Genomic DNA, 19,023 nt, shown 5'->3' with positions numbered 1-19,023 from the left:
ACGGCGTTCCTTGTAAAGGGATAAATGAGGCTCAGATGACACCGGCGGCCAGCAGGTCGTGCATATGCAGTGCACCGACTGGGCGCTGCTCGTCATCGACCACCGCCAGGGCGGTGATCCGGCCTTCCTCCATCAGCTTGACCGCTTCCGCCGCCAGGGTGGCGGGGCCGATGCGTCGCCCGGGGGTGGTCATCACGTCATCCACGGTAAGCGAGCTGAAGTCCTGATGGCGATCCAGGGTACGGCGCAGGTCGCCGTCGGTATAGACCCCGGCCAGGGTGCCGTCGGGGGACACCACGCAGGTAAAGCCGAGTCCCTGACGGGTGATCTCGAGCAGGGCGTCGCGCAGCGGCGAGCCCGACGGTACCGAGGGCAGCCGGTCGCCGGTATGCATCAGGTCGGCCACGGTCAACAGCAGTCGCTTGCCCAGGCTGCCGCCCGGGTGGGACAGGGCGAAATCCTCGGCGGTGAAGCCGCGGGTCTCGAGCAGCGCCACCGCCAGGGCGTCGCCCAGCGCCAGCGCTGCGGTGGTCGAAGAGGTCGGGGCCAGGTCCAGTGGGCAGGCCTCGCGCTCGACCCCTGCGTATAGATGGGCTTCGGCGTGGCGGGCCAGGGTCGACTGTGCTCGGCCGGTCATGCTGATCAGTGGAATGCCCATGCGCTTGAGCAGCGGCAGCAGGGCAGTGACCTCGGCGGTTTCGCCGGAGTTGGACAGTGCCAGGACGACGTCGCCGGGCGTGATCATGCCCAGGTCACCATGACTGGCTTCGCCGGGATGGACAAAGAAGGCCGGCGTGCCGGTGCTGGCCAGGGTGGCGGCGATCTTGCCGCCGACATGTCCCGACTTGCCCATGCCGGTGACGACCACCCGGCCGCGGCAGGCCAGCAGCAGTTGGCAGGCACGGTCGAAGTCGCCGTCGAGACGCCCGATCAGGGCGTCGATGGCGTCACGTTCCAGCTCCAGGGTGCGTCGTGCGATATCGCGGACGCTCAGGGTCGGCGTCTGCGCCGAGGAGGGGTGTTTGCTCATGGCCATGATTGTTGCCGTTTACTGCCGTTGTCACAAGGGGCCTGCCGCGACCGAAAGGCCGAGCCAGGTCAGATAAAGCGCATAGGTGCAGGCCAGCAGCGCGCCGATCCAGCGCCCCAGGCGCCCTCGGCGTTGCCACAGCAGCAGCGCCGCCAGCAGCAGCGTCAGGCCAAGCATTACCGGAAAGTCGCGGCCGGCGGCTGCGGGATCGGTGGCTCCCGGCGCCAGCAGCGCCGGTACCGGCAGTACCGCCAGCATATTGAACAGGTTGGAGCCGATGACGTTGCCGATGGCCAGATCGTGGTGGCGCTTCAGCGCGCTGGCCACGCAGGCGGCGAGTTCCGGCAGGCTGGTGCCGATGGCGACGACGGTCAGACCGATCACCAGCTCGCTTACGCCAAAGGTGCGTGCCAGCTCAGTGGCGCCCCAGACCAGGGCGCGGGAGCTGGCGATCATCACCGCCAGGGTCAGCACCAGCCAGCCGATGGCCTTGCCCAGTGCCATGCCGGGAATGTCGTCGGCCATCTCCTGTTCGGCCTCGTCGGCGCGAAACAGCCACCACAGACTGAATACCAGCAGCGCGATCAGCAGGGCCGCGTCGAGGCGTTCGAGGCTGCCATCGGCCAGGGCGTAGCCGGCGAGGCCGGTGGCGCCCAACAGCAGTGGCAGCTCGCGGCGCACGATGGTGAAGCGCACCGGGATCGGCACCACCAGTGCAGTCACGCCCAGTACCAGCGCGATGTTGGCGATATTGGAGCCCAGCGCATTGCCGGTGGCCAGGTCGGGGGCGCCATCCAGCGAGGCCATCACCGAGACCACGATTTCCGGGGCAGAGGTGCCGATGGAGACGATGGTCATGCCGACCAGCATGATGCTCATGCCGGCGCGGTAGGCGGTGGCGGCGGCGGCGCCGACAAAGCGATCCGCGCTCCAGAGCAGGCCCACCAGGCCCAGGGCGACGACGACAGACGGTAACAGCATGGAGAACGACTTGGTTGCAGAAAGGGCGCCCATTGAACCCTTAGATAAACCTGCGCGCAAGCGCGCAACCGGGGCACTGGCATGCTGCATTTGAGTTAAGATACGATGTTCGAAAACCGAGCGCGGCTCAAGGCGCTCTATTCTCAAGGTTCGGGCTCAGGTCTGGCCAGGCGTCGAATCCGAGGATTCGGGGCGGGCGTCCGGTCTGAACCGCCGGTTCACGGTGATACTGACTCTATAGGGACTGCGATGACGGCTTCCTCCTTGGTGGAGGTGGAGAATCTGCATTTCACGCGCGGCGACAGGGATATCTTTCGCGGCGTGGATCTCTCCATACCCCGCGGCAAGATCACGGCCATCATGGGGCCAAGTGGCACCGGGAAGACTACCCTGCTGAAACTGATCGGGGGGCAGCTCAACCCCAGTGGCGGACGCGTCCTGATCGATGGTCAGGACGTCCATCGCCTGTCGCGCAAGGATCTGTTCCAGATGCGTCGGCGCATGGGCATGCTGTTCCAGAGTGGCGCGCTGTTTTCCGATCTCAGTGTCTACGAGAACGTGGCCTTTCCGCTGCGGGTGCACACCGATCTGCCGGAAAGCATGGTGCGTGACGTGGTGCTGATGAAGCTCGAGGCGGTGGGGCTGCGTGGGGCCAGAGACTTGATGCCAGCAGAGCTGTCCGGCGGCATGACACGGCGTGTGGCGCTGGCGCGGGCGGTGGCGCTGGATCCTGAATTGATTCTCTACGATGAGCCCTTCGTCGGCCAGGATCCGATCTCCATGGGTGTGCTGGTCCAGTTGATTCGACGGCTGAATCAGGCGCTGGGCTTGACGGCGGTGGTGGTCTCCCATGATATCAAGGAGACCCTGTCCATCGCCGACTACGTCTACGTGGTCGCCGACGGGCGGGTCATGGCCCACGGCACGCCGGCGTCGCTGGACGTGGAACAGGACGCCCGAGTCAGTCAGTTCGTGCATGGTGAGCCGGATGGCCCTGTGCCGTTTCACTACCCGGCCAACGATTTTCACGATGACATTCTGGGCCAGGGGAGCCGTCCATGATCGAACGAATCACCCATATGGGACGGCGCGGCTGCGACCTGCTGGAGGCCGTCGGCCGGGCCAGCATCTTTCTCGGCCAGTCCATGCTGGGGCGCCCCTCGGCAGAAGGGTTCAGCCTGTGGGTGGCCCAGGTCTATGCGGTCGGTGTGCTGTCGTTGGCCATCGTGCTGGTGTCGGGGCTGTTCATCGGCATGGTGCTGGCGCTTCAGGGTTACACCATCCTGGTCGGGTTCGGTGCCGAGGACGCGCTCGGCCAGATGGTGTCGTTGGCCCTGTTGCGTGAACTGGCGCCGGTGGTGGCGGCGCTGTTGTTCGCCGGGCGCGCGGGCTCGGCATTGACCGCCGAGATTGGCCTGATGAAGGCCACCGAGCAGCTGACCAGCATGGAGATGATCGGCGTCGATCCGCTGCGTCGTATCGTGGCGCCACGCCTGTGGGCGGGGTTCGTCTCGCTGCCGCTGTTGACCATCGGCTTCAGCGTGGTCGGCGTGTACGGCGGCTACCTGGTCGGGGTCGAGTGGCTCGGGGTGTTCGAAGGCTCGTACTGGGGCAACATGCAGGCCAGCGTCGGCTTCTTTACTGATATCGGCAACGGCGTGGTCAAGAGCATCGTGTTCGCCATAGTGGTCACCTGGATTGCCGTGTTCCAGGGGTATGATCTGGTGCCGACCTCGGAAGGTATTTCGCGGGCCACCACCCGTACCGTGGTGTATTCCTCCCTGGCCGTGCTGGGCTTGGATTTCGTTCTTACCGCCGTGATGTTCGGCGGGCTTTCCTGATTCTGCGGAGACTGTCCATGAAGCGCAGCAAGACGATGGAGTTTGGTGTGGGCCTGTTCATGCTGGCCGGTATCCTGGGGCTGGTATTCCTGGGGCTCAAGGTCAGCGGCCTGGACCTGCAACGTGCCGACGACACCTACGAGCTCCGGGCCAACTTCGCGAATATCGGTGGGCTCAAGCCGCGGGCACGAGTGACGATGGCCGGGGTGACCGTGGGACGGGTAGAGAGCATCGAGCTGGATACCGAGTTCTACGATGCCGTGGTGGTGATGTCGCTGGACAGCTCCCTGGCCGGCAAGCTGCCGGATGACAGCACCGCGGCGATCCTTACCTCGGGCCTGCTTGGTGAGCAGTACATCGGGCTGTCGGTCGGGGGATCACCGGAGATGATCGCCGAGGGTGAGGCGATTCGTGATACCCAGTCCGCGCTGGTGCTCGAGGAACTGATCCAGCAGTTCGTGTCCAATCTGACGAAAGACTGATCCGGCAGTTTCCGGAGATACAAGGAGGCAACCCATGACCCGTTCTTTGCCCGCAATGGTTCACCTGCGCCGCTGGTTGATGGCGCTGATGATGGTGCTGGCCAGTCTGCCGGCCATGGCCCAGCAATCCCCCGAACAGCTGATTCGCGACAGCGTCAATGATCTGATGGGGATGATCGGCGGCCGAGAGGCCTACTTCATGGACCGTCCCGACGAGCTCAAGCAGATGGTCGACGAGAGTCTGCGTGGCGTCGCCGACTTTCGCTACATCGGCGCCAGTGTGATGGGCCGCTACTTCAACAATGCCACGCCGGAGCAGCGTTCGCGCTTCGTCGAGGTGTTCAAGCAGACCCTGCTCGACACCTATGCCAAGGGCCTGGTGACCTTCGAGTACAAGGAAGTTCGCGTGCTCGATAACCAGTCCGCCTCACGCTATGACGATCAGGACAGCGTCGAGATGGAAGTGGTGGCCACCGATGGCACCATCTACCCGGTCAACTACACCCTGCGCAAGTCCAACGGCCAGTGGCGGGTGGTCAATGTCATCGTCAACGGCATCAATCTCGGTCTGACCTTCCGCAACCAGTTCGATCAGGCCATGCGTGACCACAACCGTGACTACGACGCCGTGATCAACAATTGGTCGCCGGATGTCGGCGTCGACGAACTGGAGCGCGGTGCGTGAGCGTGTTGATGGAAGTGGCGTCGGCCCGCCTGCTCGAGGACGGAAGTACACTCCGGGTGTGTGGCAAGGTCGACTTCGACGGGGCCGCGGACATGGCCGAGGCAGGTCGTGAGTGGCTCCAGAGTCGGGCATCGGGCACCTCGGTGTGCCTCGACCTGAGCGAGGTGGAGCACGTCTCCAGCGCGGCGCTGACCATGATGCTCGAGTGGGCGCGTACCATTCGCCGGATCGGGCTGTCGCTCAACAGCATCAAGCTGTCGGCGCAGCTCAGGCAGTTGACCGAGCTTGCCGGTCTGGATGATCTGTTGCCTTCCAGCACCGTTACCGCCTAGCGGCGGTTGTCTGGCTGCTGGTGTCCGTGACGCGCCTGGTTCGACGTCTGAATCCAGCGCCTTGATCCGGGCTGCTCGCCCTCGCCGCTAGCCCTTCCGGCACCCCCGACCACCGCAAGGTGGCCGGGGGTGTCTTTTTTGTGACGGATGTATAGGTGGAAACCTCGCTGCGTCATCGCCAAGCGCGCCGCTTTTCTTTACCATATGCCCTTTGAGTTTTTTCGGGACGTCACGGCGAGGCCGTGGGCGTCTCCCGTCATTGGTCTGGTCAAGGAGCAGGTGCATGCAACCCAGCGACGTCAAAGCGCTGCTCGAGAGCCGTGTCGACGGCTGTGAATTTCATATCCAGGGTGAAGGCTGTAACTTTCAGGTGATTGCGGTGGGCGAACGCTTCGCCGAGCTGTCACCGGTCAAGCGTCAGCAGGTCATCTATGGTGCGCTGTCCGAGGAAATCGCCTCCGGCGCCCTTCATGCGGTCAGCATCAAGACCTATACCCCCGCACAGTGGCAGGCTGCCGCCGAAAACACCGGAGCCTGATGGTACCGCCTTCATGGACAAATTGATCATTACCGGCAACGGACCCGCCGAGGGCGACGTCTGGGCCAGTGGCGCCAAGAATGCAGCGCTGCCCATCCTGTGCGCCACCCTGCTGTCCGAAGAGCCGGTAACCATCGGCAATCTTCCCCATCTGCAGGACATCACCACCACCCTGGAACTGCTCGGCCACATGGGCGTGCAGGCGGTGATGGGCGAAAAGATGTGCATTCAGCTCAACGGAGCCCAGGTCAGCGATTGCCACGCGCCCTATGAGCTGGTCAAGAAGATGCGCGCCTCGATCCTGGTGCTGGGACCGCTGCTTGCCCACTTCGGCAAGGCCGACGTGTCGCTGCCGGGCGGGTGCGCCATCGGCTCGCGTCCGGTGGACCTGCATATTCGTGGCCTCGAGGCCATGGGTGCCGATATCCGGGTCGAGGGTGGCTACATCCGTGCTACCACGCCGGGCCGCCTCAAGGGGGCGACCATCTTCTTCGATACCGTGACCGTGACCGGTACCGAGAACCTGCTGATGGCCGCGACCCTGGCCGACGGCACCACGGTGCTCGAGAACGCCGCCAAGGAGCCCGAGATCGTGGATCTGGCCGAGTGCCTGATCAAGATGGGTGCCGATATCCGTGGTCACGGTACTGACACCATCACCATCGAAGGGGTGGAGCGGCTCCACGGGGCTCGCCACGACGTCATGCCGGACCGTATCGAGACCGGCACCTTCCTGGTCGCAGCGGCGCTCAGCCGTGGCCGCGTTAGGGTGCGTCGTACCCGTGCCGACATTCTCGAGGCGGTGCTGGCCAAGCTCGAGGAGGCGGGGGCCAGGATTACCACCGGTGAGGACTGGATCGAGCTGGACATGGAAGGGCGCAGGCCCAGGGCGGTCAATATCAGGACCGCTCCGTATCCGGCCTTTCCCACCGACATGCAGGCCCAGTTCGTGGCCATGAATGCGGTGGCCGAGGGCTCCTCGCGAGTGGTCGAGACGATCTTCGAGAATCGTTTCATGCACGTGCAGGAGTTGAACCGCATGGGCGCCAACATCGCCCTGGAAGGCAACACTGCCGTCATCGAAGGCGTCGAGCATCTGTCCGGTGCACCGGTGATGGCCACCGATCTGCGCGCTTCGGCCTCACTGGTGATCGCGGCGATGATGGCCAAGGGCGAGACCCTGGTCGATCGTATCTACCACATCGATCGCGGCTACGAATGCATCGAGGAAAAGCTCCACCTGCTGGGTGCTCGGATCAAGCGCGTCCCGGGCTGAGCTTTCTTCGCCCAGCCGGCTCGGACTGCCCGAGCCGGCGCGGGGAAACACGCCACATTGACTTCCAACCCGACAACCGGGCGAGACCATGAGCAAGCAATTGATAGTGGCGCTCTCCAAGGGGCGCATTCTCGACGAGACGCTGCCACTGCTGGCGGATGCCGGCATCCGGCCCGCCGAGGACCTGGGCAAGAGTCGCAAGCTGTTGTTCGACACCAATCTGCCAGACGTCAAGCTGGTGGTGATTCGTGCCACCGATGTGCCGACCTATGTGCAGCTGGGGGCAGCGGACCTGGGGGTCGCCGGCAAGGATGTGCTGCTGGAGCACGGTGCCGAGGGGCTGTATGAGCCGCTGGACCTCAATATCGCGCGTTGCAAGCTGATGACCGCTGGTATTCAGGGTGCCGAGCCCGCCCGTGCCCGGCGTCGGGTGGCGACCAAGTTCGTCAATGTGGCGCGGCGCTATTACGCCGAGCAGGGCATCCAGGCCGAGGTCATCAAGCTGTACGGTGCCATGGAGCTGGCGCCGCTGATGAACCTGGCCGACGAGATCGTCGATATCGTCGATACCGGCAATACGCTGCGTGCCAACGGTATGGAGCCACGGGAACTGATGGCCCATATCAGCACCCGGTTGGTGGTCAATCAGGCCTCGATGACCATCAAGCATGATCAGATCAAGCCGCTGCTGCGCCGCTTGAGCGACGCCGTCGAGGCGCGGCGGCAGGCGGCAAGCTGAGCGCACCAGCCAACGGAACCCGAGGGTTCTCAACGTATGGCCAAGACAGAAGCGGAGATTTCCGACATGAGCCAAGACACGCCCCTGGTGGCCCGACTCTCGACCCGGGACGCGGATTTCGAGTCCCGTCTCACCGACCTGCTGGCGTGGGAAGGCGTGTCGGACCATGGTGTCCAGCAGGCGGTCTCCGAGATCATCAGCCAGGTGCGTCGGGAGGGCGACGCCGCCCTGGTGGCGCTGACCTGTCGCCTCGATCGCCTCGAGGCCTCGAGCATGGCGGATCTGACCCTGGGGGACGATCGTCTCGAGGCCGCCTACGCCGCTCTGCCCGACGACCAGCGTCAGGCGCTGGCCACCGCCGCCGAGCGTATCCGCGTCTACCACGAACGCCAGAAGCCCACTTCCTGGCAGTACACCGAAGATGACGGCACCGTGCTGGGGCAGAAGGTGACGCCGCTGGATCGCGCCGGTATCTATGTGCCCGGCGGCAAGGCCGCCTATCCCTCATCGGTGCTGATGAACGCTGTGCCGGCCCACGTGGCGGGAGTGCGGGAGATCATCATGGTGGTGCCCACGCCCGACGGCGTGGTCAACGATCTGGTGCTGGCGGCGGCGCATCTGGCCGGGGTCGACAAGGTGTTTACCCTGGGCGGTGCCCAGGCCGTGGCGGCGCTGGCCTATGGCACCGAAAGCGTGCCCAGGGTCGACAAGATCGTCGGGCCGGGCAACATTTATGTGGCCACCGCCAAGCGCGCGGTCTTTGGTCAGGTGGGGATCGACATGATCGCCGGGCCCTCCGAGATCCTGGTGGTGTCCGACGGCCAGACCGATCCTGACTGGCTGGCCATGGACCTGTTCTCCCAGGCAGAGCACGACGAAGACGCCCAGGCGATCCTGGTCAGCTGGGATGTGGAGCATCTGGCGGCGGTGGAAGCGTCCATGGAACGGCTGCTGCCGACGCTCGAGCGCGAAGCCATCGCCGGGGCCTCGCTGCGTACGCGCGGTGCGCTCATCGCCTGTCGTGACGAGGGCGAGGCGCTGGAGTTGATCAATCGCATCGCGCCGGAGCACCTGGAGTTGTCGGTGGAGCACCCGGAGCGACTGGCGGAGCAGGTGCGCCATGCCGGAGCCATCTTCATGGGACGGCATACCGCTGAGGCGCTGGGCGACTACTGCGCTGGTCCCAACCACGTGCTGCCGACCTCGGGTACGGCGCGCTTTTCGTCACCGCTTGGCGTCTATGACTTCCAGAAGCGCTCTTCGATCATTCACTGCTCGCCACAGGGGGCGTCTACCCTGGGCAAGACCGCCTCGGTGCTGGCTCGTGGTGAATCGCTGACCGCCCACGCGCGTTCGGCGGAGTACCGCATCAAGGATTGAAGCGACGCAGGGCCGGTGGTCGTTGTGACCGAGCGCCCCCGGCCCCAGACAGGCATCCAGACATGAAAAGGCCCGGAGCAATTCCGGGCCTTTTCATGTCTGGACGGTGGGGCACGCTTGGACACTGCTTCTGCGTTACCCACCTCGGGGTGCGTCTCAGGGGGCTGACTGGCTGCTGCCGGTCTGCTGCGACTGGGATTGGGGCGTGGGGCGCTCGCCGACTTCCAGTTCCACCTCGATCGGCTTGCCGTCGCGGGCGACGCTGACGGTCAGGGTGGTGCCGGGAGCCACCGCAGCGATGTCGCTCATGGTCCGACGCGGATCGATCACCGCGCGACCGTCGACCTCGAGCAGTACGTCTCCGGGTTTCAGTCCCGCCCGGTCGGCCGGTCCCTGGGACACCACGCCGGCGATGATTACCCCGGCTGGCGCCTGCAGGCCGAAGGAAGCGGCCAGTTCCTGGTTCAGCTCCTGGGCCTCGATGCCGAGCCAGCCGCGGATGACCCGGCCGTGGGTGACCAGCTCGTCGAGGATGCTGCGGGCCAGGTTGGCCGGGATCGCGAAACCGATACCCTGGGAGCCCCCCGAGCGGGAGAAGATGGCGGTGTTGATGCCGACCAGGGCGCCGTCGGGGTTGATCAGGGCGCCGCCGGAGTTGCCCGGGTTGATCGCCGCATCGGTCTGGATGAAGTCCTCATAGGCGTTGAGTCCCAGATGGCTGCGACCGGTGGCGCTGATGATGCCCATGGTCACCGTCTGGCCGACCCCGAAGGGGTTGCCGATGGCCAGCGAAACGTCGCCCACCGCGACCTTGCGCGAGTCGGTCAGCTCGATCACCGGCAGGTCGCCGAGATCGATCTTGAGTACCGCCAGGTCGCTTTCGGGATCGGTGCCGATGACCCGGGCCAGGGTCTCGCGGCCGTCGCGCAGCGCCACCTGGACCTGGTCGGCGCCGCTGATGACGTGGTGGTTGGTCAGCACGTAGCCGTCCTCGCTGACGATGACGCCGGAGCCAAGGCTCGAAAGCATGCGTTGGCGCGACGGCACGTCATTGTTGCCGAAGAACTGGCGGAAGAAGGGGTCTGACATCAGCGGGTGGGTTTCCCGTTCCACGACCCGCGAGGAGTAGACGTTGACCACCGCGGGCGCGGCCTTCTCCACTGCCTCGGCGTAGCTCACGGGGCCGCCACGGCGGTCCAGCGGCGCAGCCTCCTTGACCTCGGGGGCAGGACGTTGCGGTGCCTGCTGCTCGGTGGTTGTCGCTGGTGGCGTGGCGGGAACTACCGTCAGGCTGTCACCGCTCGGTGACGGTAGTCTGCCGAGCCGTTCGGGGAAGGCATTGATCAGCACGATGGCGAGCAGAATGCCGATGAGGACCGGCCAGATATAGGTCGAGAGGGTGCGTCGCATGCGGCGATGATCCTTGGCGCTTGGCAGTGAGGCGGTCGCGGGCCGGCGGGGCGGTGCGTACAATGTGCGCCATTGTAGCATCGCCAACCTGATGCTTGTTTGGAGCTATTTCAGGAGATCTCATGATAGACCGCGACGAACTGGTATCGGCCTGCGAGCAGCTGCTGGAGGCCCGGCGCTTCAAGGACTACACCGAGAACGGGCTGCAGGTGGAGGGCGCACGCACAGTCACCCGTGTGCTCTCCGGCGTTACCGCCTGTCAGGCGCTGCTTGACGAGGCGGTGCGCTGGCAGGCCGATCTGGTGCTGGTGCACCACGGCTACTTCTGGAAGAACGAGCCGGTGGCGGTTACCGGCATGAAGCGCCGGCGGCTGTCGACTCTGCTGGCCAACGACATCAACCTGCTGGCCTACCACCTGCCATTGGACGCCCATCCCGAGCTTGGCAACAATGCGACCCTGGCGCAGCGCCTGGGGTGGACGGTGGAGGGAACGCTGGACGCGCCCATGGGCGAAGGGCTTCTGTGGCACGGTCGGCTGGAAAGGCCAATGGGCGTTGCCGAGCTGGCTGCCCAGGTAGGAGCGTCGCTGGCACGCGAGCCGTTGGTGATCGAGGCGCCTGGTACCGAGGCGGTGAGTCGAATCGCCTGGTGTACCGGCGGCGCTCAGGACATGATCATCCCGGCCGCCGAGGCCGGTGCCGAGGTGTTCGTTTCGGGCGAGATATCCGAGCGCACCACCCACCTGGCGCGGGAGATGGGGATCCACTATCTGGCGGCGGGTCATCACGCCACCGAGCGCTACGGCGTCCAGGCGTTGGGGGAATGGCTGGCGCAGCGCTTTGGTGTCGAGCACCGCTTCGTCGACATCGACAACCCTGCCTGAGCAGCAAGCGCCATCGACCGCTTGTGTCGCTGTCAACGCCAGAGCCCGCACCAGTGTGCGGGCTCTGTCATGGCGGGGTGGTCAGTAACGTGGCGGGCGCGGTTCTGCGTTCTGGTCGTCATTGGCCTGGCGCAGACCGAAGTCCTCTGACAGGGTGCCGCGGTTGCCGTCGGCGTAGTCCCGCGGAATGGCGATATCATCGCTGGTCTCGCCGGGTTCGCTGGGCGGTGTCACCTCGCCGCCGATGGCCTTGCTGCCAAGCTGGCGCGCCGACTCGTGAAGTTGCCGCTGCAGGGTGAGGGCGTCATCGCAGACCTGCCGGGCCAGGTCGTCCATCTGTTGCAGGTGATCGTCGACACCGTCTTTCCACTCGGTCAGCTGGCGTTCCCGTTCGGTCAGCTTGAGGCGCAGCCTTTGGGCACTGCGTGCGCCGCCGTTGAGCAGGTGGTAGCCCAGCGCGCCGAGTCCAATTCCCGCCACCAGGCAAGCCGCCGCCAGGATCATGTTGAAGTTGCTTGGTTCCACGTAGTTCTCCCTGAGCTCTTTCGGACGACCCGCGGCCGCCGCCGGCCTGGCCGACGGCCCATTATAGAGGCGTTGGCTCATAAAGGGTCAATGGCCTGGGGCCTCCCTTGTCGTGCTGGCGTGATGCGCTGTTGCCGGTCGCGGCCTGGGACCTGCCATTCCTGTGTGGTCTGCGTATAATGCGGCTCCGAACTTGTTGACAGTCAGGACGCTACATGAGCTCTTCCCCGTCGAGCAGTGGTCGGCCAGAAACTCCGCTGGAACGCTACCGGCGCGACCTCCAACGTGATGATTTCACGGAGGATGCCGCCCAGGCCAATGCCGTGGCGCATCTGCAGCGACTGTATGACGAGCTGGTGGCAGCGCCCAAGGCCAAGGCGCCGGCGGCGGCGCGCGACGGCTGGGCGTCGAAGGTGAAGGGCCTGTTCGGGCGCAAGGAGGAAGAGCAGGAGCCGGCGCTGCCAGCCATCTCCGGGCTCTATTTCTGGGGCGGCGTCGGTCGTGGCAAGACCTACCTGGTCGACACCTTCTACGAAGCGCTGCCGTTTCCCCAGAAGATGCGCACCCATTTCCATCGCTTCATGCAGCGTGTCCACAACGAGCTGGATCACTGCAAGGGCGAGAAGAACCCGCTCCGGCTGATCGCCGGCAAGTTTGCCGAGGAGGCGAGGGTGATCTGCTTTGACGAATTCTTCGTCAAGGACATCACCGATGCCATGATTCTGGCCAATCTGCTCGAGGCGTTGTTCGAGCGCGGTGTGGTGCTGGTCGCCACCTCCAACATCGTGCCGGACGATCTGTACAAGGATGGCCTGCAGCGCTCTCGCTTTCTGCCGGCCATCGATCTGCTCAAGCGCCACTGTGAGGTGGTCAACGTCGATTCCGGCGTCGACTATCGACTGCGGGCGCTGGAGCGCGCCGAGATCTTCCATTCGCCGCTGGACGAGGCGGCGGATCAGGAGCTCGAGCGCAGCTTTCGCGAGATCGCCGGTCAGGCGGGGGAAGAGCAGGTGCCGGTGGAGATCAACCATCGCATCCTCAAGGCGCGTCGACTGCACGAGGACGTGGTCTGGTTCGACTTTCTCGAGCTGTGCGACGGGCCGCGCAGTCAGAACGACTACATCGAGCTGGCTCGCGAGTTCCACACGGTCCTGGTGTCCTGTGTGCGGCGCATGGACGCCGCCACCGATGATCAGGCCAGGCGCTTCATCAACATGGTCGACGAGTTCTACGACCGTGGCGTCAAGCTGTTGATGTCCGCCGAAGCGCCGGCAGAGGCGCTGTACCAGGGTGGCAAGCTGGAGTTCGAGTTCGAGCGCACTCTGTCCAGGCTTCAGGAGATGCAGTCCCGGGAGTACCTGGCGCTGCCCCACAAGCCTTGAGCCGACGGTGATTGCGTGTGTCCGAGGGGGTGACGGCACGCTTTCGCTCATGTAGAATGCGCGCTCGCTCGACCGTTGTGGCGGCATCGTCCGGATTTCCGGGTGCCGCGCAACCAAGAAAAATAGGGATGATCTCTTCGCGGCGTGGTCTCGCTGAACACCTGTCGGGTGTCCAGAACACGACGAAAGGGATCCAACACATCGAATTGGTGATTTCATCCATGAAGACGTTCAGTGCTAAGCCGCAGTCCGTCCAGCGCGACTGGTATGTCGTCGATGCCGCGGACAAGACGCTCGGTCGTCTGGCTACCGAAATTGCTCGCCGCCTGCGTGGCAAGCACAAGCCGGAATACACTCCTCACGTTGATACCGGCGACTACATCGTCGTGATCAATGCCGAGAAGGTTAAGGTCACCGGCAACAAGGCCAGCGACAAGATGTACCATCGTCACACCGGTTACCCGGGTGGCCTGCGTTCCATGACCTTCAGCCAGCTGATCGACCACGCTCCCGAGCGTGTCATCGAAGGTGCCGTCAAGGGCATGCTGCCGAAGGGTCCGCTGGGCCGTGCCATGCACGCCAAGCTCAAGGTCTACGCCGGTTCCGAACATCCGCACGCTGCCCAGCAGCCGCAAGAACTGAACATCTGAGGGGATCTTCGCCATGACACAGCAGTATTACGGTACCGGGCGCCGCAAGACCTCAACCGCGCGCGTCTTCCTCAAGCCGGGCACCGGCAAGATCACCGTCAACAGCCGTGACCTGAACGAATACTTCGGTCGCGTGACTGGCCGCATGGTGGTTCGCCAGCCGCTGGAACTGACCGAGACCCTCGGCCAGTTCGACGTCTATGTCACCGTCAAGGGTGGCGGCGGCAGCGCCCAGGCCGGCGCCATTCGTCACGGCATCACCCGTGCCCTGATGCAGTACAACGAGGACTTCCGTCAGCCGCTGCGTGCTGCCGGCTACGTCACTCGTGACGCACGTGAAGTCGAGCGTAAGAAGGTCGGTCTGCGCAAGGCGCGTCGTCGCCCGCAGTTCTCCAAGCGTTAATCACCCACGCTTGCCGATCAACAACGCCCGGGCTATTGGCCCGGGCGTTGTCGTGTCCGGGGTTCGAAAAATTGTGTGCTGTAGTGCTCTGGTGGTGGGGATCATCGGGTCGCCTGGCGGCGCTTGTTTCCCTCGTTAATCTGTCATCGTCTATGCCTTTTGAGCCGCCCTGTCCCTCAAGGCGAACAGGCACAGTGGTATAAAGTTGTTCCACGTCAATTGTCTGGGGCTTGCGCAGGGGGTCTGGGTCAGCCGGCTTCTTGTGCCGGTGGGGGGGATTTCCTAACATACAATCCACTTGTATCCGTGGTCACGGACATTCAAGGGGCCGTGAAAACAACAACGGATAAAGTCTGATGGGAGAAACCAGATCATGGCAGACAACGGCGTGAACAAAGGGCGACGCCGTTTCCTCGTAGGGGCGACCTCCGTAGTTGGAGCAGTCGGCGCCGTCGGGGTAGCGGTACCCTTTGTGGCTTCCTGGCAGCCTAGTGCCAGGGCTCGGGCGGCGGGTGCGCCCGTTCAGGCGGATATTTCGAAGCTCGAACCCGGGCAGCGAATGACCGTCGAGTGGCGGGGCCGTCCTGTATGGGTCATCAATCGCACGCCGGAGATGATCGAACGTACCGAGGCGTTGACCGACGAGGTGCTGGCAGATCCGGATTCCGCCAAGCCGATGCAGCCGGACTATGCCGGCGGTTCGCTGCGCTCCATTCGGCCCGAGATCGGTGTGCTGGTTGGCATCTGTACGCATCTGGGCTGTTCACCGCTGTTCAAGCCGGAGCCCAACGCCGAAGGCGTCGGTGTCGATGACTGGCCCGGTGGCTTCTTCTGCCCGTGCCATGGTTCGCGCTTCGACCTGGCGGGCAGGGTGTTTCGCAATGTGCCCGCTCCGGTGAACCTGGAAGTTCCACCCTACTACTTTGTCAACGAGTCGGTCATCGTGGTCGGCGAAGACGGGGAGGGCGCATAATGGCGAATCCCAACAAGGCCAAGGCCGAACGCGGTTTCATGCGCTGGGTCGATGATCGCTTCCCCGCCACCCAGATGTGGCAGGAGCATCTGTCCGAGTACTACGCGCCCAAGAACTTCAACTTCTGGTACTTCTTCGGCTCCCTGGCGCTGCTGGTGCTGGTCAATCAGATCCTCACCGGTGTCTGGCTGACCATGAGCTTCAACCCCAGCGCCGAGGGTGCCTTCGCCTCCGTCGAGTACATCATGCGTGATGTCGAGTACGGCTGGCTGATCCGCTACATGCACTCCACCGGCGCCTCGGCGTTCTTCCTGGTGGTCTACCTGCACATGTTCCGCGGCCTGCTCTATGGCTCCTACAAGGCGCCGCGTGAGCTGGTGTGGATCTTCGGCATGGCGATCTACCTGGCGCTGATGGCCGAAGCCTTCATGGGCTATCTGCTGCCCTGGGGACAGATGTCCTACTGGGGTGCCCAGGTCATCATCTCGCTGTTCTCCGCTATCCCGAGTATCGGTCCCGACCTGGCCCAGTGGGTGCGCGGTGACTATCTGATCTCCGGGATCACGCTGAACCGCTTCTTTGCCCTGCACGTGGTGGCGCTGCCTATCGTGATCCTGGCGCTGGTGGTGTTGCACATCATTGCCTTGCACGAGGTGGGGTCCAACAATCCCGATGGCATCGATATCAAGGCCAAGAAGGACGAGACCGGCAAGCCGCTGGACGGCATTCCCTTCCATCCCTACTACACGGTGAAGGATATCGTCGGAGTGGCGGTGTTCCTGTTCGTGTTCTGTGCGGTGATCTTCTACTTCCCGGAAGGCGGCGGCTACTTCCTCGAGAAGCCCAACTTCGAACCGGCCAACCCGCTGAAGACGCCGGATCATATCGCCCCGGTGTGGTACTTCACGCCCTTCTACGCGATCCTGCGCGCCATCACCTTCTCGCTGTTTGGTCTGGACGCCAAGTTCCTCGGGGTCATCTTCATGGGGGCGGCCATTGCGGTGCTGTTCGTGCTGCCCTGGCTCGACCGCTCTCCGGTGCGCTCCATGCGCTACAAGGGCTGGATCTCCAAGGTGATGCTGGTGCTGTTCGCGATCAGCTTTGTCATCCTCGGGGTGCTCGGGGTGCTGCCGCCGACCGGCGCCAGGACACTGCTGGCCCAGATCTGCACCGTGATCTACTTCGCCTTCTTCGTGTTGATGCCCATCTATACGCGGCTGGAGAAGACCAAACCCGTTCCTGAAAGGGTGACTGGCTAATGAAAAAGCAACTGTTCGCACTGCTCTTCGCGCTGGTCCCGCTTTGCTCCTTCGCCGCGGGCGGCGAGGGGGTGCACCTGCGCAGCATGTCGCCGGATCTGGAGAACCAGGCCTCGCTGCAGAACGGGATGAAGCTCTACGTCAACTACTGCATGGGCTGTCATTCCCTGGAGTACCAGCGTTTCTCCCGCGCGGCCGAGGATCTGGGGATGCCCCAGGATCTGGTCGAGGACAATCTGATCTTCTCGCCGGAACTGGGGTACAACGACCAGATGCACAAGGCGATGAGTGCCGAGGATGCCGAGGTATGGTTCGGCAAGGCGCCGCCGGATCTGACCCTGGAGGCCAGACTGCGCGGCACCGACTGGATCTACAGCTATCTGCTGAGCTTCTATCGTGACAGCGAGCGTGCCACCGGGGTCAACAATGTGGTGTTCCCGGCGGTGGGCATGCCCAACGTGCTCGAGCCGCTGCAGGGGGTGCAGGAGAAGGTCTGTGCAGCCTCCGATCATGCGGTCGGTGACGCCGAACTCGATCCGCTGACCGGCAAGTACCAGTCCTGCGAGACCCTGCAGGTGACGTCGCCGGGCAGCATGGAGCCCAAGGAGTTCGAGCAGGCGGTGTATGATCTGACCAACTTCCTGGCCTACGTGGGTGAGCCGTCCAAGCTGCATGCCCAGGCGCTGGGACCGAAGGTGCTGATCTTCATCCTGCTGTTTGGCATCATCGCCTACTTCCTCAAGCGCGAGTACTGGCGAGACATTCACTGACCGATTGGTCCGCCATGGCGGGCGCGGGGTCGATGACCACGCGCCCGTTGCCTTTTCTGGTATCATCGTTGCGCCCGGGCGGACCCGCTGCGGGAGCAAAGATGTGCCCCTGATGCCCCCCCGAGAAGGGGGTTGTCGTGTTATCATCCCGGCTTGAACTGATGCGAGGATTGTTTCATGGGTGTAGTGGCCAAGCGGTCGTCGATGATCTTCTACTCCGGTGGCGAGGACCATTTCAGCCATCGTGTGCGGATCGTGCTGGCTGAGAAGGGCGTGGCCGTGGATATTGTCGAGGTGACCGACGACAAGCATCCCGAGGAGTTGGCGGACCTGAACCCTTACAACAGCGTCCCCACGCTGTTGGATCGTGACCTGGTGCTCTACGAGTCCAAGGTCATGATGGAGTATCTGGACGAGCGTTTCCCGCACCCGCCGTTGCTGCCGGTCTATCCTGTCGCGCGTGCCCAGAGCCGACTGTGGATGCATCGTATCGAGCGCGAGTGGTGCCCGATGGTCGATCGCATCCTGTCCGGCAGCAAGAAGGAAGCCGACAAGGCGCGCAAGGAGCTGCGTGAAAGCCTGATCGGTATCTCGCCGATCTTCGAGGACATGCCCTTCTTCATGAGCGAGGAGTTCACCCTGGTGGACTGCTGCCTTGCGCCGATCCTGTGGCGTCTTCCTGCGCTCAATATCGAGCTGCCCGAGAAGCAGGTACGGCCGCTGATGGGCTACATGGAGCGCGTGTTCGCCCGTGATGGCTTCCGTGCTGCGCTGTCCGAGGCCGAGCGCGAAATTCGTCCCTGATGTTTTGCTTGAACGGAATGCCTGAGCCGTGTGTGTCCGGTCGCCACCGGAGTCGCCCGAGTTCCCATTCGCCAACCAAGAGGGCCATATCATGAAGTCGAGCCGTCCCTACCTGGCCAGGGCGCTGTACGAGTGGCTGCTGGACAATGAATTGACGCCGTATATCGTCGTCGATGCGGAGTACGAGAACGTCGAGGTTCCCAGGCAGTTCGTGCAGAACGGCCAGATCGTGCTGAACCTTGGCCCTACCGCCGTGCGTGATCTGGACATGGGCAACGACGTGATTCGTTTCTCGGCGCGCTTCAGTGGCAAGTCGGAGTTGCTGTTTGTACCGCTGCCTGCACTGATTGCCCTGTACGCCCGCGAGAACGGCGTCGGCATGGTCTTTGGTCACGAGCCTGAGCTTCCCGTCGAAGAGGCCAACGACGTCGATGCGCCGGCCCTGGAGAGCGTCAAGGATTCGTCAGAGGAGGAGTCTCCTGCCGCTTCCGATGAGAACGCAGGCAGTGAGTCCGATGGCGGCGATGGCGTGGATGGAGGTGTCGAGAGGTCCAAGCCGCCTCGCAAGGGGCGTCCATCCCTCAGGGTGATCAAGTAAGGCCATCGGGCGCATCGCGCTCGAAAGGTGGTCGGCGGCGAGCTGTCGTCGGCTTGGTCTGCTGGAAAAGCGGGACCTCTT

At 64.0% G+C, this 19,023-nt stretch carries 22 protein-coding genes; 18 read left to right on the top strand and 4 right to left on the bottom strand.

Translation table 11 applies throughout. From position 1 onward, the window contains the following. Positions 1-31: 31 nt before the first annotated feature. Both NFI08_RS09740 and NFI08_RS09735 read right to left on the bottom strand, forming a co-directional pair. Positions 32-1,036, bottom strand: a complete 1,005-nt coding sequence (locus tag NFI08_RS09740; protein WP_502881060.1) for a KpsF/GutQ family sugar-phosphate isomerase — start codon at positions 1,034-1,036, stop codon at positions 32-34. Positions 1,037-1,060: 24 nt separating this feature from the next. Beyond that, positions 1,061-2,011 (bottom strand): calcium/sodium antiporter, encoded by a 951-nt coding sequence (locus tag NFI08_RS09735; protein WP_222516954.1) that lies wholly within the window; start codon positions 2,009-2,011, stop codon positions 1,061-1,063. A 249-nt stretch (positions 2,012-2,260) separates the two neighbouring features. On the opposite strand from NFI08_RS09735, the gene NFI08_RS09730 reads away from it, so the two are divergent. From NFI08_RS09730 to hisD, 9 genes are all read left to right on the top strand, one after another. Then, positions 2,261-3,073: an ATP-binding cassette domain-containing protein gene (locus tag NFI08_RS09730; RefSeq protein WP_045993258.1), complete on the top strand. Its 813-nt coding sequence runs from the start codon at positions 2,261-2,263 to the stop codon at positions 3,071-3,073. Then, positions 3,070-3,852: a lipid asymmetry maintenance ABC transporter permease subunit MlaE gene (gene mlaE, locus NFI08_RS09725; RefSeq protein WP_045993259.1), complete on the top strand. Its 783-nt coding sequence runs from the start codon at positions 3,070-3,072 to the stop codon at positions 3,850-3,852. The genes NFI08_RS09730 and mlaE overlap by 4 nt, the downstream gene beginning before the upstream one ends. A gap of 17 nt (positions 3,853-3,869) precedes the next feature. After that, on the top strand, positions 3,870-4,334 hold the full coding sequence (gene mlaD / locus NFI08_RS09720) for an outer membrane lipid asymmetry maintenance protein MlaD (RefSeq protein ID WP_045993260.1): 465 nt from the start codon (positions 3,870-3,872) through the stop codon (positions 4,332-4,334). Positions 4,335-4,368: 34 nt separating this feature from the next. Next, positions 4,369-5,019: an MlaC/ttg2D family ABC transporter substrate-binding protein gene (locus NFI08_RS09715; RefSeq protein ID WP_045993261.1), complete on the top strand. Its 651-nt coding sequence runs from the start codon at positions 4,369-4,371 to the stop codon at positions 5,017-5,019. Beyond that, positions 5,016-5,351, top strand: coding sequence for an STAS domain-containing protein (locus tag NFI08_RS09710; RefSeq protein ID WP_045993262.1), 336 nt, complete (start codon positions 5,016-5,018; stop codon positions 5,349-5,351). The genes NFI08_RS09715 and NFI08_RS09710 overlap by 4 nt, the downstream gene beginning before the upstream one ends. Positions 5,352-5,634: 283 nt before the next feature. Next, entirely contained in the window at positions 5,635-5,889 is a 255-nt protein-coding gene (locus NFI08_RS09705; protein ID WP_045993263.1) for a BolA family protein, read from the top strand. A gap of 13 nt (positions 5,890-5,902) precedes the next feature. Further along, positions 5,903-7,165 (top strand): UDP-N-acetylglucosamine 1-carboxyvinyltransferase, encoded by a 1,263-nt coding sequence (murA, locus tag NFI08_RS09700; RefSeq protein WP_045993264.1) that lies wholly within the window; start codon positions 5,903-5,905, stop codon positions 7,163-7,165. An 88-nt stretch (positions 7,166-7,253) separates the two neighbouring features. Continuing rightward, positions 7,254-7,904: an ATP phosphoribosyltransferase gene (gene hisG, locus NFI08_RS09695; protein ID WP_045993265.1), complete on the top strand. Its 651-nt coding sequence runs from the start codon at positions 7,254-7,256 to the stop codon at positions 7,902-7,904. A 66-nt stretch (positions 7,905-7,970) separates the two neighbouring features. After that, positions 7,971-9,284, top strand: a complete 1,314-nt coding sequence (gene hisD, locus NFI08_RS09690; protein WP_286985223.1) for a histidinol dehydrogenase — start codon at positions 7,971-7,973, stop codon at positions 9,282-9,284. Positions 9,285-9,440: 156 nt separating this feature from the next. Here the strand turns inward: hisD and NFI08_RS09685 are convergent, their stop codons facing one another. Next, positions 9,441-10,694, bottom strand: coding sequence for a Do family serine endopeptidase (locus NFI08_RS09685; RefSeq protein WP_045993360.1), 1,254 nt, complete (start codon positions 10,692-10,694; stop codon positions 9,441-9,443). 122 nt (positions 10,695-10,816) lie between these two features. Here NFI08_RS09685 and NFI08_RS09680 point away from each other — a divergent pair, with 122 nt between their 5' ends. Then, on the top strand, positions 10,817-11,578 hold the full coding sequence (locus NFI08_RS09680; RefSeq protein WP_108447664.1) for a Nif3-like dinuclear metal center hexameric protein: 762 nt from the start codon (positions 10,817-10,819) through the stop codon (positions 11,576-11,578). Positions 11,579-11,659: 81 nt separating this feature from the next. On the opposite strand, the gene NFI08_RS09675 is transcribed toward NFI08_RS09680, so the two are convergent. Continuing rightward, entirely contained in the window at positions 11,660-12,103 is a 444-nt protein-coding gene (locus NFI08_RS09675; protein WP_052704392.1) for a Z-ring associated ZapG family protein, read from the bottom strand. 215 nt (positions 12,104-12,318) lie between these two features. Between NFI08_RS09675 and zapE the strand changes: the two genes are divergently transcribed. The 8 genes from zapE (at position 12,319) to NFI08_RS09635 (ending at position 18,942) form a co-directional block, all read left to right on the top strand. Then, positions 12,319-13,485, top strand: a complete 1,167-nt coding sequence (gene zapE / locus NFI08_RS09670; protein WP_253028315.1) for a cell division protein ZapE — start codon at positions 12,319-12,321, stop codon at positions 13,483-13,485. A gap of 221 nt (positions 13,486-13,706) precedes the next feature. Further along, complete coding sequence (rplM, locus tag NFI08_RS09665) at positions 13,707-14,135, top strand: 50S ribosomal protein L13 (RefSeq protein WP_045993422.1); 429 nt, start codon at positions 13,707-13,709, stop codon at positions 14,133-14,135. 13 nt (positions 14,136-14,148) lie between these two features. Then, complete coding sequence (gene rpsI / locus NFI08_RS09660) at positions 14,149-14,538, top strand: 30S ribosomal protein S9 (RefSeq protein ID WP_045993363.1); 390 nt, start codon at positions 14,149-14,151, stop codon at positions 14,536-14,538. A 373-nt stretch (positions 14,539-14,911) separates the two neighbouring features. Continuing rightward, positions 14,912-15,511: a ubiquinol-cytochrome c reductase iron-sulfur subunit gene (petA, locus tag NFI08_RS09655; protein WP_045993364.1), complete on the top strand. Its 600-nt coding sequence runs from the start codon at positions 14,912-14,914 to the stop codon at positions 15,509-15,511. Continuing rightward, entirely contained in the window at positions 15,511-16,770 is a 1,260-nt protein-coding gene (locus tag NFI08_RS09650; protein ID WP_045993365.1) for a cytochrome b, read from the top strand. Before petA ends, NFI08_RS09650 begins: the two co-directional genes overlap by 1 nt. Further along, the gene (locus tag NFI08_RS09645; RefSeq protein ID WP_045993366.1) at positions 16,770-17,540 is read left to right on the top strand and encodes a cytochrome c1; all 771 of its coding nucleotides are present in this window, start codon (positions 16,770-16,772) and stop codon (positions 17,538-17,540) included. The genes NFI08_RS09650 and NFI08_RS09645 overlap by 1 nt, the downstream gene beginning before the upstream one ends. 177 nt (positions 17,541-17,717) lie before the next feature. Next, a complete protein-coding gene (gene sspA / locus NFI08_RS09640) occupies positions 17,718-18,344 on the top strand; it encodes a stringent starvation protein SspA (protein WP_045993367.1) in 627 nt (208 codons plus the stop codon). A gap of 91 nt (positions 18,345-18,435) precedes the next feature. Further along, a complete protein-coding gene (locus NFI08_RS09635) occupies positions 18,436-18,942 on the top strand; it encodes a ClpXP protease specificity-enhancing factor (RefSeq protein ID WP_286985224.1) in 507 nt (168 codons plus the stop codon). Positions 18,943-19,023: the final 81 nt, after the last annotated feature.

Source organism: Halomonas sp. EF61 (assembly GCF_040147045.1).
In the GTDB taxonomy this organism is placed as follows: domain Bacteria; phylum Pseudomonadota; class Gammaproteobacteria; order Pseudomonadales; family Halomonadaceae; genus Halomonas; species Halomonas litopenaei.
The sequence above is the reverse complement of the archived record's forward strand: the minus strand, read 5'-3'. Positions and strand labels throughout refer to the sequence as shown.